The 19,885-nt window shown below is 68.0% G+C and carries 14 protein-coding genes; 5 read left to right on the top strand and 9 right to left on the bottom strand.

The window, feature by feature from the left end:
* Positions 1-3: 3 nt before the first annotated feature.
* The 6 genes from BLV97_RS00770 to mdh form a co-directional block, all read right to left on the bottom strand.
* Entirely contained in the window at positions 4-2,964 is a 2,961-nt protein-coding gene (locus BLV97_RS00770) for a 2-oxoglutarate dehydrogenase E1 component (protein ID WP_092163902.1), read from the bottom strand.
* A 338-nt stretch (positions 2,965-3,302) separates the two neighbouring features.
* On the bottom strand, positions 3,303-4,184 hold the full coding sequence (sucD, locus tag BLV97_RS00765) for a succinate--CoA ligase subunit alpha (RefSeq protein ID WP_035845955.1): 882 nt from the start codon (positions 4,182-4,184) through the stop codon (positions 3,303-3,305).
* A gap of 149 nt (positions 4,185-4,333) precedes the next feature.
* Complete coding sequence (locus BLV97_RS00760) at positions 4,334-4,585, bottom strand: hypothetical protein (protein WP_143037466.1); 252 nt, start codon at positions 4,583-4,585, stop codon at positions 4,334-4,336.
* Positions 4,586-4,713: 128 nt separating this feature from the next.
* Positions 4,714-5,907 (bottom strand): ADP-forming succinate--CoA ligase subunit beta, encoded by a 1,194-nt coding sequence (sucC, locus tag BLV97_RS00755; RefSeq protein ID WP_035845937.1) that lies wholly within the window; start codon positions 5,905-5,907, stop codon positions 4,714-4,716.
* Positions 5,908-6,103: 196 nt separating this feature from the next.
* On the bottom strand, positions 6,104-6,799 hold the full coding sequence (locus BLV97_RS00750; RefSeq protein WP_051646272.1) for a sulfotransferase family protein: 696 nt from the start codon (positions 6,797-6,799) through the stop codon (positions 6,104-6,106).
* Positions 6,799-7,761 carry a malate dehydrogenase gene (gene mdh, locus BLV97_RS00745; RefSeq protein ID WP_035845939.1) on the bottom strand — a complete coding sequence of 321 codons (963 nt, stop codon included), beginning with the start codon at positions 7,759-7,761 and terminating at the stop codon, positions 6,799-6,801. Before mdh ends, BLV97_RS00750 begins: the two co-directional genes overlap by 1 nt.
* 182 nt (positions 7,762-7,943) lie before the next feature.
* Between mdh and BLV97_RS00740 the strand changes: the two genes are divergently transcribed.
* Genes BLV97_RS00740 through selD form a run of 3 tightly spaced genes read left to right on the top strand, consistent with a single transcriptional unit; the run spans position 7,944 to position 11,982 of the window.
* A complete protein-coding gene (locus tag BLV97_RS00740) occupies positions 7,944-8,696 on the top strand; it encodes a sulfite exporter TauE/SafE family protein (protein WP_035845941.1) in 753 nt (250 codons plus the stop codon).
* Between the two features lie 56 nt (positions 8,697-8,752).
* Positions 8,753-9,808: a tRNA 2-selenouridine(34) synthase MnmH gene (gene mnmH, locus BLV97_RS00735; RefSeq protein WP_035845942.1), complete on the top strand. Its 1,056-nt coding sequence runs from the start codon at positions 8,753-8,755 to the stop codon at positions 9,806-9,808.
* On the top strand, positions 9,796-11,982 hold the full coding sequence (gene selD / locus BLV97_RS00730) for a selenide, water dikinase SelD (protein WP_092163901.1): 2,187 nt from the start codon (positions 9,796-9,798) through the stop codon (positions 11,980-11,982). Before mnmH ends, selD begins: the two co-directional genes overlap by 13 nt.
* A gap of 174 nt (positions 11,983-12,156) precedes the next feature.
* On the opposite strand, the gene BLV97_RS00725 is transcribed toward selD, so the two are convergent.
* From BLV97_RS00725 to BLV97_RS00715, 3 genes are all read right to left on the bottom strand, one after another.
* Entirely contained in the window at positions 12,157-15,261 is a 3,105-nt protein-coding gene (locus tag BLV97_RS00725) for a DNA translocase FtsK (protein ID WP_035845946.1), read from the bottom strand.
* 16 nt (positions 15,262-15,277) lie between these two features.
* Positions 15,278-16,471, bottom strand: a complete 1,194-nt coding sequence (locus tag BLV97_RS00720; protein WP_035845947.1) for an aminotransferase class I/II-fold pyridoxal phosphate-dependent enzyme — start codon at positions 16,469-16,471, stop codon at positions 15,278-15,280.
* A 167-nt stretch (positions 16,472-16,638) separates the two neighbouring features.
* Positions 16,639-17,970 (bottom strand): amidase, encoded by a 1,332-nt coding sequence (locus BLV97_RS00715; protein ID WP_092163900.1) that lies wholly within the window; start codon positions 17,968-17,970, stop codon positions 16,639-16,641.
* Positions 17,971-18,126: 156 nt separating this feature from the next.
* Between BLV97_RS00715 and BLV97_RS00710 the strand changes: the two genes are divergently transcribed.
* Together BLV97_RS00710 and BLV97_RS00705 are read left to right on the top strand one after the other, a co-directional pair.
* Complete coding sequence (locus tag BLV97_RS00710) at positions 18,127-19,365, top strand: FAD-dependent monooxygenase (RefSeq protein ID WP_035846696.1); 1,239 nt, start codon at positions 18,127-18,129, stop codon at positions 19,363-19,365.
* Between the two features lie 3 nt (positions 19,366-19,368).
* Positions 19,369-19,818, top strand: a complete 450-nt coding sequence (locus BLV97_RS00705; protein ID WP_035846698.1) for a hypothetical protein — start codon at positions 19,369-19,371, stop codon at positions 19,816-19,818.
* The last annotated feature ends 67 nt before the right edge of the window (positions 19,819-19,885 follow it).

Here is a 19,885-nt window from a genome sequence, read left to right as displayed (position 1 = left end):
TTCTTATCCTTCGATCGTCAGCGCTTCGTTCACGAGCGCTTCCTGCTGTTTCTTGTGCTGACTGGCCAGACCGGTCGCCGGCGAGGCCGAGGCCTGACGGCCGACATAGCGGGGCCGCGAATGTTTCGCCCCGATCCGGGTCAGCACCCATTCGATGTTCGGCTCGATGAAGGTCCAGCCGCCCTGGTTCTTCGGTTCTTCCTGGCACCAGACGATTTCCGCCTGCTTGAAGCGCTCCAGCTCCTTCACCAGCGCCAGCGCCGGGAAGGGATAGAATTGCTCAAGCCGCATCAGGTAAATGTCGTCGATGCCGCGCGCGTCGCGTTCGGCCAGCAGATCGAAATAGACCTTGCCCGAACACATCACCACGCGCTTGATTTTCTTGTCGGCCACCAGCTTGGTGTCGGAATGGCCCTTTTCGGCGTCGTCCCACAGCACGCGGTGGAAATGCGAACCGGTGGTGAAATCCTCGGCGTCCGAGATGCACATCGGATGGCGCAGCAGCGATTTCGGCGTCATCAGCACCAAGGGCTTGCGGAAGCTGCGGTGCAACTGCCGGCGCAGGATGTGGAAGTAGTTCGCCGGCGTGGTGCAGTTCGCGACGATCCAGTTGTCCTCGGCGCACATCTGCAGGAAGCGCTCCAGCCGGGCCGAGGAATGTTCCGGTCCCTGGCCCTCGAAGCCGTGCGGCAGCAGCATCACCAGACCCGACATCCGCAGCCATTTGCGTTCGCCCGAGCTGATGAACTGGTCGAACATGATCTGCGCGCCGTTGGCGAAGTCGCCGAACTGGGCTTCCCACAGGGTCAGCGCGTTGGGTTCGGCCAGCGAATAGCCGTATTCGAAACCCAGCACCGCGTATTCCGACAGCATCGAGTCGATCACCTCGAAGCGCGCCTGACCCTCACGGATGTGGTTGAGCGGGTAATAACGCTCTTCCGTCTGCTGATCGAAGAAGGCCGAATGCCGCTGGCTGAAGGTACCGCGGGTGCAGTCCTGGCCCGACAGACGGACCGGGAAGCCCTCGGTTGTCAGGCTGCCGAAGGCGATCGCCTCGGCGGTGGCCCAGTCAAAGCCCTGGCCGGTTTCGAACATCTTGCGCTTTGCTTCCAGCAGCCGGCCCACGGTCTTGTGCAGGTTGAAGCCTTCCGGCACCCGCACCAGGGCCTCGCCGACCTCGGCCAGCGTGTCGGGCGAAATCGCGGTCTGGCCCGGGGTGTATTCGGCACCCTCGCGGTCGATCCCGGACCAGCGGCCATCCAGCCAGTCGGCCTTGTTGGGCTTGTAATCCTTGCCGGCCTCGAATTCCTCGTTCAGATGGGCCTGGAACGAGGCCTTCATGTCCTCGATCTCGCCCTCGGGGATCAGCCCGTCCTTCACCAGACGCTCGGTATAAAGCTGAAGCGTGGTCTTCTGCTTCTTGATCTTGGTGTACATGATCGGGTTGGTGAACATCGGCTCGTCGCCTTCGTTGTGACCGAAGCGGCGGTAGCAGAAGATGTCGATCACCACGTCCTTGTGGAACTTCTGGCGGAACTCGGTGGCCACCTTGGCGGCATGAACCACGGCCTCGGGATCGTCGCCGTTGACGTGGAAGATCGGCGCCTCGACCATCAGCGCGATATCGGTCGGGTAGGGCGACGAGCGCGAGAAATGCGGCGCGGTGGTGAAGCCGATCTGGTTGTTCACCACCAGATGGATCGTGCCGCCCGCGCGGTGGCCCACCAGCCCCGACATGCCGAAGCATTCCGCCACCACACCCTGGCCGGCGAAGGCCGCGTCGCCATGCAGCAGCACCGGCAGCACTTGGCTGCGCTCGGCATCGTTGAGCTGCGATTGCTTGGCGCGTGCCTTGCCCAGAACGACGGGGTTCACCGCCTCCAGGTGGCTGGGGTTGGCGGTCAGCGACAGGTGCACGGTGTTGTCGTCGAAGGTGCGATCCGACGAGGCGCCGAGGTGATATTTCACGTCGCCCGACCCGTCCACGTCCTCGGGCTTGAAGCTGCCGCCCTGGAATTCGTTGAAGATCGCGCGGTAGGGCTTGGCCAGTACGTTGGCCAGCACCGACAGACGGCCCCGGTGGGGCATGCCGATGACGATCTCCTTCACCCCCAGCGCGCCGCCGCGCTTGATGATCTGCTCCATCGCCGGGATCAGGCTTTCACCGCCGTCCAGGCCGAAGCGCTTGGTGCCCATGTACTTGACATGCAGGAACTTCTCGAAGCCCTCGGCCTCGACCAGCTTGTTCAGGATCGCCCGGCGTCCCTCGCGGGTAAAGCTGATCTCCTTGCCGTAGCCCTCGATCCGCTCCTTCAGCCAGCTCGATTGCTCGGGGTCCGAGATGTGCATGTATTGCAGCGCGAAGGTGCCGCAATAGGTGCGCTTCACGATCTCCAGGATCTGCCGCATCGAGGCCAGCTGCATGCCCAGCACGTTGTCGATGAAGATCGGCCGGTCCATGTCGGCCTCGGCGAAACCATAGGATTTCGGGTCCAGCTCGGGGTAGTGGGTGGTTTCGCTGCGCGCCAGCGGGTCCAGGTCGGCGGCCAGGTGGCCGCGGATGCGATAGGCGCGGATCAGCATCAGCGCGCGGATCGAATCCAGCACCGCGCGCTGGACCTGATCGTCGGTCAGGCTGACGCCGGATTTCTCGGCCTGCTTGGCGATCTTCTTGCCCGCGTCCTTCATCTCGGCCGCCGCGGCGGGCCATTCGCCCGTCAGCGCCGAGGTAAGATCGTCCGTCGGAACCGGCGGCCAGTCGGCGCGCGCCCAGCTGGGGCCCGCGGCCTGCTTGCGCGCGGCGGGGGCCTCATCGCCGACGGCGGCGAAGAATTCGGCCCAGGCGGCATCGACGCTGGCCGGATCGGCGGCATAGCGGGCCTCGAGCTGGGCGATGTAATCGGCATTCGCCCCGTCGAGGAACGACGAGGCGCGGAATTGGTCGTTGGGGGATTGGTCGGTCATGATGTTACCTCGAGCGGGTTTGGACCGTAGGGAAGGGGGCCGGGCTGCGAGCGCCGGAAAGGCCGCCGAAGCGGCCCGGGGGCGGGATGTGCCCCGGAATGGAAAATGCAGGAGTTCGGATGCAGGGACCGGAGGCGCCGGGCAGGGTGGGGGCGCCCCGCAAGCCGGGCGCCGGGACGCGGTGCCTCGGCGTCGTCCGGCTGGGCGCGAAGGGGGGGCCGCCGCAGCAGGGCGGGCGCGTCAGGCCGCGCGAAGAAGCGATGCTTCCCCGAACACGTCCTGATTGCCTGCGCGAACCCCATCGGGGGAACTCCCTCTTCTGCGCGTGGCGGCCGGGGTCAGCCGATCGCCTTCAACACTGCCTCGCCCAGGCCCGCCGGGCTGTCGGCCACGACGATCCCGGCCGATTTCATGGCCTCGATCTTCGATTCCGCGTCGCCCTTGCCACCTGCAACGATGGCGCCGGCATGGCCCATGCGCCGGCCCTTCGGCGCCGTGCGGCCGGCGATGAAGCCCGCGACCGGCTTCTTGCGGCCACGCTTTGCCTCATCACGCAGAAACTGCGCCGCCTCTTCCTCGGCCGAGCCGCCGATTTCGCCGATCATGATGATCGACTGGGTCTCGTCGTCGGCCAGGAACCATTCCAGCACGTCGATATGCTCGGTGCCCTTGATCGGGTCGCCGCCGATGCCGACGCAGGTGGACTGGCCCAGGCCTACATCCGTCGTCTGTTTCACGGCTTCATAGGTAAGCGTCCCCGAGCGCGAAACAACACCGACAGAGCCGCGCTTGTGAATGTGACCGGGCATGATGCCGATCTTGCAGGCGTCGGGGGTGATGACGCCCGGGCAGTTCGGACCGATCAGGGTGGACTTGGACCCGTTCAGCGCGCGCTTGACCTTCATCATGTCCAGCACCGGGATGCCCTCGGTGATGCAGACGATCAGCTCGATCTCGGCGTCGATGGCTTCCAGGATCGAATCCGCGGCGAAAGGCGGCGGGACGTAGATCACGGTGGCGTTCGCCTCGGTCTTGGCGACGGCTTCGTGAACCGAGTCGAAGACCGGCAGATTCAGATGGGTCTGGCCGCCCTTGCCCGGGGTCACGCCGCCGACCATCTTGGTGCCATAGGCGATCGCCTGTTCGGAATGGAAGGTCCCCTGGCTGCCGGTGATGCCCTGGCAGATGACGCGGGTGTTTTCGTCGACGAGTACGGCCATCTGGCCCTCCTGCTTGGTCTTAGGGTCGGGCGCCGCGAAGCGCCTGTAAATCTTGCGGCTGCAAAACATCCCCCGCCGCAGCCCGCCCTAGGGCGCGGGGATGGCCTGTCGGCGCGACGGCGCAGCCAGCCGCCGCGAGGGGATCCAGGTCAGCCGGCGGGCTTCGAATGCCCGCCGGTCGTGGTGACCGTCGGATCCCAGTAGTTCACCTTCTGCGGACCACAACGCACCGGCGAACTCGGCGTGCCGTGCATGTATTTCTGAGCCACGGGGTCGAGGTTCGGGCAGGTCAGGGTGCCCTTGTAGGTGTGTTCCTCGACATGGATCCCGTCGGCGCAGCCCGCCAGGGCCACGCAGCCAAGAATGGCTGCCAGTCCTGCTTTCGGAAGGTGTATCCTCATTCCGTTACTCTCCTCTTTGGCATACCCATGCTCACTCATACCACGGATCGGGCGCTTGCCGTTCACCGCCTTCGCTTCACTGTGCCAAAGGACAAGTCGCGTGATGTATTTGACTCAGGCGTCGTGGTTCAACCCTTCACCGCCTTGACGACCTTCTGGGCCGCATCCGACAGGTTGTCGGCCGCGATCACGTTCAGGCCGGAATTGCGGATGATCTCCTTGCCCTTCTCGACATTGGTGCCTTCCAGGCGGACCACCAGCGGAACCTTCAGCCCGACTTCCTTCACTGCGGCGATGACGCCCTCGGCGATGATGTCGCAGCGCATGATGCCGCCGAAGATGTTCACCAGGATGCCCTTCACGTTCGGGTCCGAAGTGATGATCTTGAAGGCCTCAGTGACCTTCTCCTTGGTGGCGCCGCCGCCGACGTCGAGAAAGTTCGCAGGCTCTGCCCCGTACAGCTTGATGATGTCCATCGTGGCCATCGCCAGGCCCGCGCCGTTCACCATGCAGCCGATTTCGCCGTCCAGCGCGACATAGTTCAGGTCATACTTGGACGCCGCCAGTTCCTTGGGGTCCTCCTCGGTCTCGTCGCGCAGCGCGGCGATGTCGGCATGGCGGTAAAGCGCGTTGCCGTCGAAGCCGAATTTTGCGTCGAGCACCTTCAGATCGCCGCCCTCGGCCACGATCAGGGGGTTGATCTCGAGCATCTCCATGTCCTTGTCGAGGAACAGCTTGTAGAGCGTGCCCATCAACGCGACGCATTGCTTGACCTGCGGACCCTTCAGCCCCAGCGCAAAGGCGATGCGGCGGCCGTGGAAGGCCTGGTAGCCGGTCGCGGGATCGACGCTGAACGACAGGATCTTTTCGGGGGTGTTGGCGGCCACATCCTCGATGTCCATGCCGCCCTCGGTCGAGCAGACGAAGGAAACGCGGCTGGTCTGGCGGTCCACCAGCAGCGCAAGGTACAATTCGCGCTCGATGCCCGAGCCGGCCTCGATGTAGATCCGGTTCACCTGCTTGCCGGCCGGGCCGGTCTGGTGGGTGACCAGGGTGCGGCCCAGCATCTGCTTGGCCATCGCCTCGGCCTCTTCGACCGACTTGGCCAGCCGCACGCCGCCCTTGTCGCCCGCCTCGGCCTCCTTGAAGTGGCCCTTGCCGCGCCCGCCGGCGTGGATCTGCGCCTTCACGACCCAGAGCGGTCCATCGAGTTCGCCCGCCGCCGTCTTGGCCTGATCGGATTGAAGCACAACGCGCCCGTCCGACACCGGAGCGCCGTAGTCGCGCAGAAGGGCCTTGGCCTGGTATTCATGGATGTTCATGAACTCGTCCCGTCTCTGAGAAATTTCAGCCGACATGGCACATCGCGGCGGGCGGAGAAACGGATATCTACAGGAAATCGCGGATTTGCGAAAAAAAAGGGGGCTTTGTGATCACGCAATTTGAAGCTGTGATCACATATCTATGCGGCCCCTCTCTGCGGCAGGGTGTCGCGGCCGAGTCGGCCGCATGGACGACTCACGGCCGGCATCGGCACCAGGCGTACACCGCGTAATCCGCGGCCAGCCATCCGCGCAGCGCCGCCGCCGCCTCGGGCGAAAGCCGGGCACGCTGCGGTTCGGGGTTGCGATGGGCGCCGACGGCGTCTTCGGGCGGGGCGAGATCGTGCGCCAGCCCAAAGCGCGCCTTCAGTCGCGCGATGTCGGCCGCGAACCTTTCGGTCTGGCCGATGAAGCCGATCCGCGGCGCCAGATGGTCCAGCGTTTCGGGACTGCCCAGGAAATGCGCCAGACCTTCGCGCGTGTGCTGTATGGCCTGCAGCGCGGCGTGGGCACGGGGATCGTCCGCGGCCAGAGCGCGGCCCAGGGCATCGGGGCTGTCGAAATCCGCGAATGCGCGGGCCTCGTCCTCGGTCCAGGGGATGTCATGGCGCGGCCAGCCCCGCCGTTGGCGCGACAGAAAGCCCGACACCAGCCGATCAAGCGGATCGCGGATGAAGAACCCGATCTCGGCGCGCGGATACCGGGCCGCGGCCTGGTCCAGCGTCACGCTATGGGGAAGGATCACGAACGGGCGCTGCCCGGTCCGCGCAAAATGGGCGCGAAGCATCGCCCGCAACGCGGTGCCCCCGGTCTTGCCGATATGCAGAAAGACCGTGCGGCGCAGTGCATGCCCCCGGCCGGGGTTTTCGTTGGCCGGGGGCTGCCTCGTCATCAGGAGAGCGAGGAGTCGATGCTCTTGCAGGCTTCGACCAGGCCCTTCACGGCGTCGACCGATTTCTGGAACGCGGCTTTCTCTTCCTTGTCCAGCTTGATGTCGATGACCTTCTCGATTCCGCCGGCGCCGATCACCGTGGGCACGCCCACATAGATGCCGTTCTGGCCCAGCGCGCCGTCGACCCAGGCGGCGCAAGGCAGCACGCGCTTCTGGTCCTTGAGGTAGGCCTCGGCCATCTCGATGCCGCTGGTGGCGGGGGCGTAGAAGGCCGAACCCGTCTTCAGAAGGCCAACGATCTCGGCGCCGCCGTCACGGGTGCGCTGGATGATCGCGTCCAGTTTCTCCTGGCTGGTCCAGCCCATTTCCACCAGGTCGGGCAGGGTGATGCCGCCTACGGTGGAATAGCGCGGCAGCGGCACCATGGTGTCGCCGTGGCCGCCAAGCACGAAGGCGGTGACGTCGCGCATCGAGACGCCGAATTCCAGCGACAGGAAGTGGCGGAAGCGTGCGCTGTCCAGCACGCCGGCCATGCCGCAGACCTTGTTGTGCGGCAGGCCCGAGAATTCGCGCAGCGCCCAGACCATCGCGTCGAGCGGGTTGGTGATGCAGATCACGAACGCGTTCGGGGCATGCGCCTTGATGCCTTCGCCGACCGATTTCATGACCTTCAGGTTAATGCCCAGCAGGTCATCGCGGCTCATCCCCGGCTTGCGCGGCACGCCGGCGGTAACGATGCAGACATCGGCACCCGCGATGTCGGCGTAGTCGTTGGTGCCTTTCAGCGAGGCATCGAACCCCTCCGCGGGACCGGATTCGGCAAGGTCGAGCGCCTTGCCCTGGGGAATGCCTTCGGCGATGTCAAACAGGACGACATCGCCGAGTTCCTTGATCGCGGCGAGATGGGCGAGCGTGCCGCCGATCTGACCGGCGCCGATGAGGGCGATCTTGGGTCTGGCCATGAGAAGGGTCTCCGGATCGGTTGAATTTGCGCGATGCGTAGTCCCTTCGGGCCGGACGCGCAAGGGTGCCGCGCTGCGGCGACAGGGTCGTGCCGGGCGGTGGCGGGCTGGCGGGGGCCAAGCGATTGCGCTAAATCCGGCCAGCGCGCGGGGTTAGCGCGGGTGAAAGGCAGGACACAGTCATGGTATTCGACCTGACCTTCTTCGCGCTGGCGATCCCGGCGGTGCTGTTCGCGGGCATCTCGAAAGGCGGGTTCGGCTCTGGCGCGGCCTTTGCGGCGACGCCGATTCTGGCGCTGATCCTGACGCCCGGCCAGGCGCTGGGGCTGATGCTGCCGCTCTTGATGCTGATGGATGTGACCAACCTGCGCCCCTATTGGCGCAAGTGGGACGGCGGCGCGGCGCGCGCCCTTCTGATCGGCGCGGTGCCGGGTATCGCGCTGGCGGCCGCGATCTACCATATCGCCGATCCGGAATTCTTCCGGCTGCTGATCGGCTCGATGGCGCTGGCCTTTGTCGCCTGGCAATTCGTGCTGGCGCGCGGCTGGGTGCGGCTGGGCCGGCGCAAGTCGGGTCGGGGCCTGGGTGTCGCCATGGGCGTGATCGGCGGCTTCACCAGCTTCGTGTCGAACGCCGGTGGCCCGCCCGCGGCGATCTACCTGCTTTCGATCGGCATCGGAAAGACCACCTACCAGGCTACGACTGTGGTCGTATTCTGGGTGATCAACATCCTGAAATTCTTCCCCTTCCTCTATCTCGGCATCTTCACCCACCAGACCGTTCTGGGCGATCTGATGCTGGCCCCCTTCGCCGTCCTCGGTGCCTGGATCGGGGTCAAGGCGCATCATATGGTGCCCGAGAAATGGTTTTTCGCCCTGACCTATGTGCTGTTGGTGCTGACCGGGGCCAAGCTGATCTGGGACGCGCTGGCCTGACGGTCGCGCATCCGGGCCCCCTTTCCAGCGCCGCGCGCACAGGGTAATCCCGGGCCATGGCCGTGACCCTGACATCGCTGACCGACCTCGCCTCGCTGGGCTTCGACGCCGTGATCGACGTGCGTTCCCCCGCCGAATTCGCCGAGGACCACATGCCCGGCGCGATCTCGCTGCCTGTCCTCGACGATGCCGAACGCGCCCGGGTCGGCACGATCTACAAGCAGGAAAGCCCCTTCAAGGCGCGCAAGATCGGCGCCGCTTTGGTGGCGAAGAATGCCGCCCGCCATATCGAAGGGCCCCTGGCCGATATGGACGGCGGCTGGCGTCCGCTGGTCTATTGCTGGCGCGGCGGCCAGCGGTCGGGTTCCTTCGCCACGATCCTGGGCCAGATCGGCTGGCGGGCCGAAACCGTCGCAGGCGGCTACAAAAGCTGGCGCGCGCTGGTGGTGAAGGCACTTTACGAAACCCCCTTCCCGGCGCCGGTGGTGGTGCTGGACGGCAATACCGGAACGGCGAAGACGGCACTGCTGCATCAGCTGCGGGCGCGCGGCGTGCAGGTGATCGACCTCGAGGGGCTGGCCAATCACCGGGGGTCTCTCTTCGGGCAGATGGTGGGCGGGCAGCCGGCGCAGAAGGGGTTCGAGACCGCGCTGGTGCAAGAGATCGCGGCGCTCGACCCGACCCGGCCCGTGGTGGTCGAGGCCGAATCGAGCAAGGTGGGCGATCTGCGCCTGCCGCCGAAGCTGTGGCGCGCGATGTGCGACGCGCCGCGCATCCATGTCGCGGCCCCGCTGGAGGCGCGCGCGGCCTTCCTGGCGCGCGCCTATGCCGACCTGACCGCCGATCGCGAGGCCCTGCATCGGGTGATCGACAAGCTGCGCCCGATGCAGCCCGCCGAGTCGATCGAGCACTGGCACGGCCTTGCGGACACGGGCCGGTTCCAGACGCTTGCGGCAGAACTGATGCGGCAGCATTACGACCCGCGCTACGACAAGCAGCGCGCCCGCACCGCCGGCGACCAGGCCCGCACCGTCACCACCGAAGATCTGGGCGAGGCCGCGCTACCCGGTCTAGCGGCCCGAATCGAGGCGCTGATCCAATGCAGCCGCTGATCCCCGCCACCCGGGACGTGGTGCTGATCGGCGGCGGCCATGCCCATGCGCTGGTGCTGCGCCGCTGGGGGATGCGGCCGCTGCCCGGCGCCCGGCTGACGCTGATCAACCCGCATCCCACGGCGCCCTATTCGGGCATGTTGCCGGGCCATATCGCCGGCCATTACGACCGTGCCGCGCTGGAAATCGACCTGGTGCGCCTTGCCCGTCACGCCGGCGCCCGGCTGATCCTGGGCCGGGCCGAAGGCATCGACCGCGCGGCGCGCACCGTCCATGTTCCCGGCCGCCCGCCGGTGGCCTATGACGTGGCCTCCATCGACATCGGCATCACCACTGAAATGCCCGAGCTTGAGGGCTTTGCCGCGCATGGCGCGCCGGCCAAGCCGATGGACGATTTCGCCGCGCGCTGGGGGGCGTTCACCGCCCTCGCCGCGCGCGGCGAGGTGGCGGCGCAGGTCGTGGTGCTGGGCAGCGGCATTGCCGGGGTGGAACTGGCGCTGGCCGCCGCGCATCGGCTGCGGCAGGTGGGCATCACCGACCCGCAGGTCACGATCGTCGAACGCGCGCCCGAGGCGCTGCCCAACATCGGCAAGGGCGCGCGTTCCGCGTTGCTACGTCATCTGGCAGAGGCCCGCGTGACCCTGATCACCGATGCGGTGGCCAAGACTGCCACCGCCGAAGGCCTGCGTCTGGCCGATGGTCGCCTGATCCCCGCCGCCTTCCAGTTGGGCGCGGCGGGGGCGCGGCCGCAGGGCTGGCTGGCCGACACGGGGCTGGAGCTGCACGAGGGCTATGTCAGCGTCGGCCCGACGCTTCAGTCGCTGACCGATCCCGCGATCTTCGCGGTCGGCGATTGCGCGCATCTCAGCCATGCGCCGCGGCCAAAGGCCGGGGTCTTCGCGGTGCGCGAAGCGCCCGTGCTGTATCACAACCTGCGCGCCGCGCTGGGGGCGGGCGACCTGCGGCCCTATCGGCCGCAGCGCGACTACCTGAAACTTGTTTCGACCGGGTTCAGGGGCGCGGTGGCCGACAAGGCGGGGCTGCGGCTGGGCGGGCGCTGGCTTTGGCGTTGGAAGGATCGGATCGACCGCAAGTTCATGCGCAAATTCCATGACTTGCCGGCGATGCCTCGGCCACCGCTGCCGCGAGAGGTCGCCGCCGGCGTGGCCGAGGAACTGGCCGACGGCAAGCCGCTTTGCGGCGGTTGCGGCGCCAAGGTGGGGCCCGGGGCGCTGTTCGCGGCGCTTGCGGGGCTGCCGGGGCCGCAGCGCGCCGATACCCTGTCGGGGCCGGGTGACGATGCCGCGGTGCTGACCCATGGCGACGGCGTGCAAGTGATCACCACCGACCATCTGCGCGCCTTCACCGAAGATCCCTGGCTGATGGCGCAGATCACCGCGATTCATGCGCTTGGCGACATCTGGGCGATGGGCGCGGCGCCACAGGCGGCGCTGGCGCAGATCACCCTGCCTCGGCTGTCGCCCGACCTGCAGGCCCGCACCCTGGCCGAGATCATGGCGGCCGCCGAGTCTGTCTTTCGCGCAGCGGGGGCGGATCTGGTGGGGGGCCATACCTCGGTCGGGTCGGAACTGACGCTCGGCTTCACCCTCACCGGCCTCGCGCCCCGCGCCACGGCCAAGGGCGGTGCGCGCCCCGGTGACCTCCTGATCCTGACGAAACCCCTGGGCACCGGCACCATTCTGGCCGCCGAGATGGCCCGCGCCGCCCCCGGCCGTGCCGTCGCCGCCTGCTTTGCCAGCCAGTCGCGGCCCTTGTCAGCAGACGCCGCAATCCTGGCCCCCGAGGCCCATGCGATGACCGATGTGACCGGCTTCGGCCTGGCCGGGCATCTTTTCGAGATCCTCGACGCCTCGGCCTGTGCCGCCAAGCTGGACCTTGCGCAGATCCCCTTCATTGAGGGCGCTGCGGATCTGGCCGGTCGGGGCCATCGCTCGACGCTCTATCCCGCCAACCGGCGGGCCGCCACGCGGATGGCGGTGCCCGACGGCCCCGAACCGGATCTGCTCTTCGATCCGCAAACCGCGGGCGGGTTGCTTGCGGCGGTGCCCGGGCCGCGCGCCCAGGCCCTGTGCGCCGCTCTGAGGGACGCTGGCGCGCACGCTGCGGTGATCGGCGAGGTCACCGAAGGCTTCCCCTGGATCGACGTGACCTGAGCGCCTAAGGCCCGTCCGGGACGTGTTTCCGCGAAGCCGAGGGCGGAAAGCGCCTTGATCTTCATCTTGGTCCAAATACTCCGGGGGTGCAGGGGGCAGAGCCCCCGCCGCCGGCGCCGCAAACGAAAACCAGGGCCCGAGGGCCCTGGCACGAACGCCATGCTGGGGGTCGCCCTATTGCTCTGGCACCAGGATCTCGCGCTTGCCGACATGGTTCGCGGCGCTGACCAGGCCCTCTTCCTCCATCTGCTCGACCAGGCGCGCGGCCTTGTTGTAGCCGATCGCCAGCTTGCGCTGGATGTAGGAGGTCGAAACCTTGCGGTCCTTCAGCACCACCGCCACCGCCTGATCGTAAAGCGCGTCCTCGCCGTCGGTATTGCCGCCCAGGCCCAGCACCAGATCGATATCGTCGGCCTTCTCGTCATCCGGTCCCTCGACCACGCCCGACATGTATTCCGGCGGGCCGAAGCTCTTGAGGTGGTTTACCACTTCCTCGACCTCCTCGTCCGACACGAAGGGCCCGTGGACGCGGATGATGCGGCTGCCACCGGCCATGTACAGCATGTCGCCCATGCCCAGCAGTTGCTCGGCACCCTGTTCGCCCAGGATCGTGCGGCTGTCGATCTTCGAGGTCACCTGGAACGAGATCCGGGTGGGGAAGTTCGCCTTGATCGTGCCGGTGATGACATCGACCGAAGGCCGCTGCGTCGCCATGATCAGGTGAATGCCCGAGGCCCGCGCCATCTGCGCCAGGCGCTGGATGCAGGCCTCGATCTCCTTGCCGGCGACCATCATCAGGTCGGCCATCTCATCGACGATGACCACGATGTAGGGCAGCGACTTCGGCTCGAATTCCTCGGTCTCGAACACCGGCTCGCCGGTGTCCTCGTCGAAGCCGGTCTGGATCGTGCGCTTGAAAAGCTCGCCCTTGGACTGGGCTTCCTTCACCCGGCCGTTGAAGCCCTCGATGTTGCGCACGCCCATCTTGGACATCTTGCGATAGCGCTCTTCCATCTCGCCGACGACCCACTTCAGGGCGACGACCGCCTTCTTGGGGTCGGTCACCACGGGCGACAGCAGATGCGGGATGCCGTCGTAGACCGACAGTTCCAGCATCTTCGGGTCGATCATGATCAGCCGGCATTCCTCGGGGCTCAGCTTGTAAAGCAGCGACAGGATCATCGTGTTGATCGCCACCGACTTGCCCGAGCCGGTGGTCCCGGCGATCAGCAGGTGGGGCATCTTTGCAAGGTTGGCCACGACCGAGCCGCCGCCGATATCCTTGCCCAGTGCCAGTGGCAGCTTCAGATGGCTGTCGCCGAAATCGCGCGCCGAGAGGATCTCTCGCAAGACCACCTTCTCGCGGTTGGCGTTGGGCAGTTCGATGCCGATGACAGAGCGGCCCGGCACGGTGGAAACCCGCGCCGACAGCGCCGACATCGAACGCGCGATGTCGTCGGCCAGGCCGATCACGCGGCTGGCCTTCAGGCCCGGGGCGGGCTCCAGCTCATACATCGTGACCACCGGGCCGGGGCGGACGCTGACGATCTCTCCCTTCACGCCGTAATCGTCGAGCACGGTCTCCAGCATCCGGGCGTTTTCCTCCAGCGCCTCGTCCGACAGGTGATGACGCTCGACCTCGGCCGGGTTGGTCAGCAGGCCCAGGGGCGGGTGCTCGTAGGCGGGCGCCTGCGGCTCGGCGAAGCGCAGCGCGGGCTGGGCCTCTTCCTGGGCCCGACGCGAGGGTTGGGCGGGCTTGTGCGGCGGATGCTGCACCACGCGCCGAGGCTCGGGCGCGGCCACGCGCGGGGTGGGGGAGGGGGCCGCGGCGATATCGGCGTCGGGATAATCCGCGGTGCCGGCGGCGTGGTCCATCTGCGGGTCCGCCGGTGCATAGTCGGGCTCCATCACCGCGTCGTAGTCGGCCAGGTGATCGGGGACGTAGTCGCCCTCCAGATCCTCGACATCGACCGCCATCGGGGCGGGGGCATTGCGCGGTGCGCGCGCCAGCGCCGCGCCGACCGCGCGGCTGATGGCCGAGGCGGCGGGCGCCGGCGCCGGGCTGTTGGCGGTAACTGGCGGCTCGGCGCGGGTCGAGGCGGTCAGCGGCGGTTCCTGCCGCGGCGCACGGGATCCGCCGCCGAAGCGCGGCAGGCGGAAGCGTGGCGGCACATCCTCGGGGACGGTGATCTTAGCCGTGTCGCGTACCGGCTCGGGCCGGGCCTGGGCGCGGGCATGGATCGCGCTGGTGATACGGGCACGGATGCGATCTTCGCTGGGGGCTGTTTCGTCCCACTCCTGGGGCCCGGGTTCCACCAGTTCGGGCTCGGGCGCCGGCATCGACGCGCGTTTCACCAGCCCCGGCATCCGCGACAGGAACGTGGCTTTCGTCGGTTGCACAAGCGGGGCGGGGTGCTGTTCGGCCGCGAAATGCGGTTCGGGCGCATGGTCGCGCGACTGCACGAGCCGCCGCAAAGGAGAACCGACAGTCATCGGCTCGGGGCGCAGGTTCGGTTCCGCATCGGGGAGATAGTCATTGGCGTCATGTTGCTTGGCGCGCGCGCGCACTTCCGCGCGGCGGCTGCGGCGGGTGTCGGCATAGCTGCGCGCCAGCCCCGCCCCGCCCGAGGCGGTACGCCCCATCAGCCGTAGCAGGCCAGCGTAAAGCAGCACGACCCCCAGCGCCAGGAACTTGCCCAGCGTCTTGACCTCGGCGCCGTCGAAGCCGGTCACGAACAGGCCCATGGCGATGACCGCGACCGCCATGATCAGCGACATCAGCTTCAGCGCGAAAGCGGCGGGCAGTGGTACGACGCCCAGCACCGCCCCCAGCACCGTATCGCCGAACAGCCCGCCCAGGCCGAAGGAATGGTGCCAGCCCGGCCCCGGCGTCAGGGTCGAGGCATAGACAGACAGAACCGCGATCGCGATCGGGGCGAAGATGACCCGATTCAGGGCGCGTTCCGATCCACGGTGAAAGATGAAACGCAGGCTCCAGATCAGCAGCACCACCACAAGGCCCCAGGCTCCGCGCCCGGCGATGATGATCAGTGGCGAGGCGATCGTGGCCCCGAACTTGCCCAGCAGGTTGTGCACGGGCCCGTCGGTCGCCGCCATCCAGCCCGGATCGCCCGCGGTGTAGGAGCCCAGCATCAGCGCGATCATCAACGTCGCCAGCAAGAGCGCCACGCCGATCAGTTCGCGCCCGCGTCGTTCAAGCAATGCCTGCATCTTCTGGTCGAGAAGCGGATCGCGCTGTCTGATCTGATAGGAAGCCATGCCTGTCGTCCTCACCTTACCCGTAGAGGCAGTCGCGCAGCTGGATCAGCCCGCGCTGCATCTCGTCTTTTGGGGCCACCAGGGCGACCCGGATATACCCCTTTCCGGGGTTCTCTGCGTTCACGTCCCGCGCCAGATAGGCACCAGGCAGCACCCGGACGCCGGTCTCTTGCCAAAGCTTCAGCGCCGCGGTCTCGCCGTCGCCGATGGCGTCGGGCACCGGCAGCCACAGGAAGAAGCCGCCCTCGGGGCGCTGATACCCCTGAAGACCAGAGAAGATCTTGTCGGCCAGGCGGAACTTTTCCTGATACAACGCGCGGCTTGCCTCGACATGGGCTTCGTCTGCCCAGGCGTGTTCCGCCACCCGTTGCAGCGGCAGCGGCAGCGGCGCGCCGGCATAATTGCGCAACTGCTTGATCCGCGCCAGCCCCTCGGGCCCGCCCGCCACGAAGCCCGAGCGCAGCCCCGGCAGGTTCGAGCGCTTGGACAGCGAATGGAAGACGAAGACGCGCTCGGGGTCGGCGCCCTGCGCCTGTGCCACCTGCAGCGCGCCGGGGGGCGGCGCGGTGCGCCAGATCTCGGAATAGCATTCGTCGGCGAAGATGCGGAAATCGTGCTTTTCCGCCAGCGCCATCAGATCGGCCAGGTATTCGGCACTGGCCACCGCGCCCTGCGGGTTCGAGGGCGAACATAGATAGGCGATCGCGGTGCGGTCCAGCACCTCGGGGGGAAGGGCGGTGTAATCGGGCAGAAAACCCGACGCGGCTGTGGCGGGCACATAGACCGGCTCGGCCGCGACGGCCAGGGCGGCCACGGCATAGACCTGATAGAAGGGGTTCGGCGTCAGGATCATCGGCCTGGCGCCGCGCTTGGTCTCGGGGCAAAGCGCGACGGCCGCGTTGAACAGCCCCTCGCGGGTGCCGTTCAGTGCCATGATCTGGCGCGCGGGGTCCAGCGCGGCGCCATAGCGGCGGGCGACCCAGGCTGCGATCGCCTCCAGCAGTTCGGGCGTGCCGTCGTTGGGCGGATACTTGCCGAATTCCCCGACATGGGCGGCCAGCACCTCGGCCACGAAATCGGGCTGCGCATGGCGCGGCTCGCCGATGGTCATGGCAATCGGCGGCCCGCCCGGCTGGTGCGAGTCGATTAGCGCGCGCAGGCGCGGAAATGCGTAATCAGGCAGGTTCGAAAACCGCTCCGGAAATGCCATATGCTGCCTCGTGACCGGGATCATGCCGTCCCGTTTCAGCGCTCAATCTATCGTCGCTTTGTCCGAGGGTCCAGAAAAACGCCCCGTTTGCGGGCGTTTAAATGGCTTGATTGTGACTTTTTCGCCCCGACGCCGCACGCAGGTGATTCGACCCCCGCCGCCGGAGGTCAACGCCCGATGGCGCGCTCGGCCGCCGCCCCCAGACGCAGCAGGCGCTCTTCCGCGAAAGGCAGCCCCAGGAACATGATCCCGGTCGAGGGCACGCCCGTGGGCAACGTCAGCCCGGCCGATCCCATCAGGTTACCGATCCGGGTATTGCGCAGCGTCATCAGGTTTTCGGGAACATAGTAATCGGGGTCTTCCATCAGGCGCGCGGCGTTGGGCGGCAGGATCGGCGCGGTCGGCAGGATCACCGCGTCGAAGGGCGCGATGCGGGCGTTCCAGGCGGCGCGCAGTTCCTCCAACCGGCGCCAGGCGGCGATGTAATCGGTGGCGGTGGTCGCGGCACCACCCCGGAAACGCTCGAGGATCGGCGCGAACATCAACCCGGGCCGGGCCTCGATCTGCTGGTGCCAGATCGCATAGGCCTCGGTCGAGAAGAGCACCTGCGCCATCGCCATCGCTTCGGTGACCTCCGGCGCGGCGATATGGGTCAGGCTTGCCCCGGCTTGGGCGAGGCGGGCAGAGGCCTGTTCGAATCCCTTCGCCGGTTCGGCGCGCAGATCGTCCAGCGCCACCGTGTCCAGCACCGCCAGCCGCGCGCCCGCCAGCGTCGCGCCGCGCAGATCGCAGGCGCGCCGGCCTTCCAGCAGCGCCAGAACCTCGGCCGCGTCCTCGACCGTGCGGCATAGCGGGCCCACGGTGTCGAAACGTTCGCACAGCGGCACCACGCCCTTGTTGCTGAGGCGTCCAAGCGTGGTCTTGAGCCCCACAAGATCGTTCCAGGCCGAAGGGATGCGTACCGAACCCCCGGTGTCAGAGCCGATCGCCGCCGGCGCCAGATCGAAGGCCACCGAAGCCGCCGCACCGGAGGAAGAGCCCCCTGGCACCGCCTCGGGGTCGTTGACGCAGGGCGGCGTCGCGGTGACCGGGTTCAGGCCCAGCCCCGAAAAGGCCAGCTCCGACATATGGGTCTTGCCCAGGCAGACCGCGCCGCCCAGCGTGGCGGCGACCAGCACCTGGGCATCCGCTTCGGGCGTGCGGCCGCGCAGCAGGGCCGATCCGGCCTCGGTTTCCACCCCGGCGGTGTCGAACAGATCCTTCCAGGAGATCGGCACCCCGTCCAGCAGCCCCAGGCGCAACCCGGCGCGGGCGCGGGCGCGGGCGGCCTCGGCCTCGGCCAGGGCGCGGGGGGCGGTGGTGCGGGCATAGATGCGGCGGCCGTCGGGATGCGCCGCGATCGCATCAAGGAATGCCTCGGCCAGCGCGACCGGGTCGATCCGTCCCGCGCCGATCCCGCGGCCCAGATCCGATGCACTTTGTTTCCGCCAATTTTCCATGTGGGTCTCCGCCATCTGTCCGGCGCGACGGTAGCGGCGCGGGCGCGCATGGACAATCCCGTCGCGACGCGCATAGTGGCCCCAAGGTGGCCGGTGCCGATCGCTCATCCGATGAGCATTTCGGAACCGCCGCAACGGATGCAGGAGTGGGCGACGATGGCAGGCACGGAGGCACGGGACAGCGATGTGGTGATCGTCGGCGGCGGGCTGAACGGGCCGGCGCTGGCGCTGGCGCTGGCGCAGGGGGGGCTGTCGGTGACGGTGATCGACGCGCTGCCCGAAGCCGCCCGCGAGGCCGAGGATTTCGACGGCCGCGCCTATGCGCTGGCGCTGGCCTCGCAGCGGATGCTGGCGGCGCTGGGGGTGTGGAAGCGGGTCGCGGACCGGGCGCAGCCGATCCTTCAGGTCAAGGCCTCGGACGGGCGCGCGGGCCAGGGGCCTTCGCCGCTGTTTTTGCATTTCGACTCGGGCGAGATCGAGGAAGGGCCGATGGGCTATATGCTCGAGGATCGTTTCCTGCGCCGGGCGCTGATCGCGTCGATGGCCGAGGTGCCGGGGATCACGCGGATCTCGGCTGACACGGTGGTGGCGCAGGCGGTCGAGGCCGCGGGGGTGACGGTGACGCTGGCTTCGGGCGGGCAGGTGCGGGGCCGGGTGCTGGCGGGCTGCGATGGGCGGGCCTCGGGCACCGCGGCGCGGGCCGGGATCCGGCGCATCGGGCATGGCTATGGCCAGTTGGCGCTGGTCTGCGCGATCGAGCATGAGCTGCCGCACAACGGCGTCGCGCAGCAGTTCTTCCTGCCGAGCGGGCCGCTGGCATTGCTGCCGCTGTCCGGCAACCGCACGGCGATCGTGTGGTCCGAGGACGAATCGCTGGCGCCGCAGATCCAGGCGATGGATGATGCGGCCTATCTGCAGGCACTGCATCTGCGGGTGGGCGACCATCTGGGCGCCTTCCACCTGGTGGGCAAGCGTTTCACCTATCCGCTGTCGCTGTCGCTTGCCAATGCCTATGTCGCGCCGCGGCTGGCGCTGGTGGGGGACGCCGCCCATGGCGTGCATCCGGTCGCCGGGCAGGGGCTGAACCTTGGGCTGCGCGATGTCGGCGCCCTGGCCGAGGTGCTGGTCGAGGCCGCGAGGCGGGGCGAGGATATCGGCGCGCTCGATGTGCTGACCCGCTACCAGGCCTGGCGGCGCTTCGATGCGACCCTTCTGGCCTTTGGCATGGATGCGGTGACGCGGCTCTTTTCCAACGACAACCCGGTGCTGCGCGGTGCGAGAGACCTGGGGCTGGGCGCGGTGAACGCCCTGCCAGGCCTGCGCCGGCGCTTCATCCGCGAGGCCGCGGGGCTGTCGGGCGACGTGCCGCGGCTGCTGCGCGGGCGGGCGATCTAGGCGATGGGGCCGGCGCCGATCCTGTTTGCGGCGGTCCTTGGCCTTTGGTGGGGCAGGGTCGCGCTTGCGCTGGCCCAGGCGCTTGGCCTGGGACTGGCCGGCGCCGTGCTGCCGGCGCTGATCGCGCTGGCGGCGGCGGCGCTTGCCGGACACCGCTACGTTGCGATGGGTGCCGGGGCGGCGGCCCAGACCAGCCGGGGTTTTCTGGCGCTGGGGCTGTCCTTTGGCCTTGGGGCCTTGCCGCTGGCGGGCGTCGCGATGCGGGCAGGCGAAGATGCGGGCGCCGCCGCGGCGGGCGGAGCGAATCCCTTGGGCCCGGTGTTCGGAACGGTTCTTGCGCCGATCCTGGCAGGCAATCTGGTCGCCGGGCTGATGGTCGTGCTCGCGGGGATTGCCGCGGCTCTCTGCCTGACGCTCGCGGCGGTGTTCAGGCTTGCGGCGCGGCGCGGCTGAACCGGGCAAGCCATGGCTTGAAATCAAGTAGGCCGAGTCCCGCCGCGGATACCTGTTCCGCGCGCTC

Origin of the sequence: Allgaiera indica, assembly GCF_900106675.1 — a bacterium.
Lineage (GTDB): Bacteria > Pseudomonadota > Alphaproteobacteria > Rhodobacterales > Rhodobacteraceae > Acidimangrovimonas > Acidimangrovimonas indica.
Note: the sequence above shows the minus strand (reverse complement) of the source record. Positions and strands in the feature narration are given on the sequence as shown.

What these genes read in the sequence shown, in the direction of transcription:
- BLV97_RS00770 (WP_092163902.1), bottom strand. Translation starts at nt 2,964, where the DNA reads ATGACCGACCAATCCCCCAACGACCAATTCCGCGCCTCGTCGTTCCTC.
- sucD (WP_035845955.1), bottom strand. Translation starts at nt 4,184, where the DNA reads ATGGCCGTACTCGTCGACGAAAACACCCGCGTCATCTGCCAGGGCATC.
- BLV97_RS00760 (WP_143037466.1), bottom strand. Translation starts at nt 4,585, where the DNA reads ATGAGGATACACCTTCCGAAAGCAGGACTGGCAGCCATTCTTGGCTGC.
- sucC (WP_035845937.1), bottom strand. Translation starts at nt 5,907, where the DNA reads ATGAACATCCATGAATACCAGGCCAAGGCCCTTCTGCGCGACTACGGC.
- BLV97_RS00750 (WP_051646272.1), bottom strand. Translation starts at nt 6,799, where the DNA reads ATGACGAGGCAGCCCCCGGCCAACGAAAACCCCGGCCGGGGGCATGCA.
- mdh (WP_035845939.1), bottom strand. Translation starts at nt 7,761, where the DNA reads ATGGCCAGACCCAAGATCGCCCTCATCGGCGCCGGTCAGATCGGCGGC.
- BLV97_RS00740 (WP_035845941.1), top strand. Translation starts at nt 7,944, where the DNA reads ATGGTATTCGACCTGACCTTCTTCGCGCTGGCGATCCCGGCGGTGCTG.
- mnmH (WP_035845942.1), top strand. Translation starts at nt 8,753, where the DNA reads ATGGCCGTGACCCTGACATCGCTGACCGACCTCGCCTCGCTGGGCTTC.
- selD (WP_092163901.1), top strand. Translation starts at nt 9,796, where the DNA reads ATGCAGCCGCTGATCCCCGCCACCCGGGACGTGGTGCTGATCGGCGGC.
- BLV97_RS00725 (WP_035845946.1), bottom strand. Translation starts at nt 15,261, where the DNA reads ATGGCTTCCTATCAGATCAGACAGCGCGATCCGCTTCTCGACCAGAAG.
- BLV97_RS00720 (WP_035845947.1), bottom strand. Translation starts at nt 16,471, where the DNA reads ATGGCATTTCCGGAGCGGTTTTCGAACCTGCCTGATTACGCATTTCCG.
- BLV97_RS00715 (WP_092163900.1), bottom strand. Translation starts at nt 17,970, where the DNA reads ATGGAAAATTGGCGGAAACAAAGTGCATCGGATCTGGGCCGCGGGATC.
- BLV97_RS00710 (WP_035846696.1), top strand. Translation starts at nt 18,127, where the DNA reads ATGGCAGGCACGGAGGCACGGGACAGCGATGTGGTGATCGTCGGCGGC.
- BLV97_RS00705 (WP_035846698.1), top strand. Translation starts at nt 19,369, where the DNA reads ATGGGGCCGGCGCCGATCCTGTTTGCGGCGGTCCTTGGCCTTTGGTGG.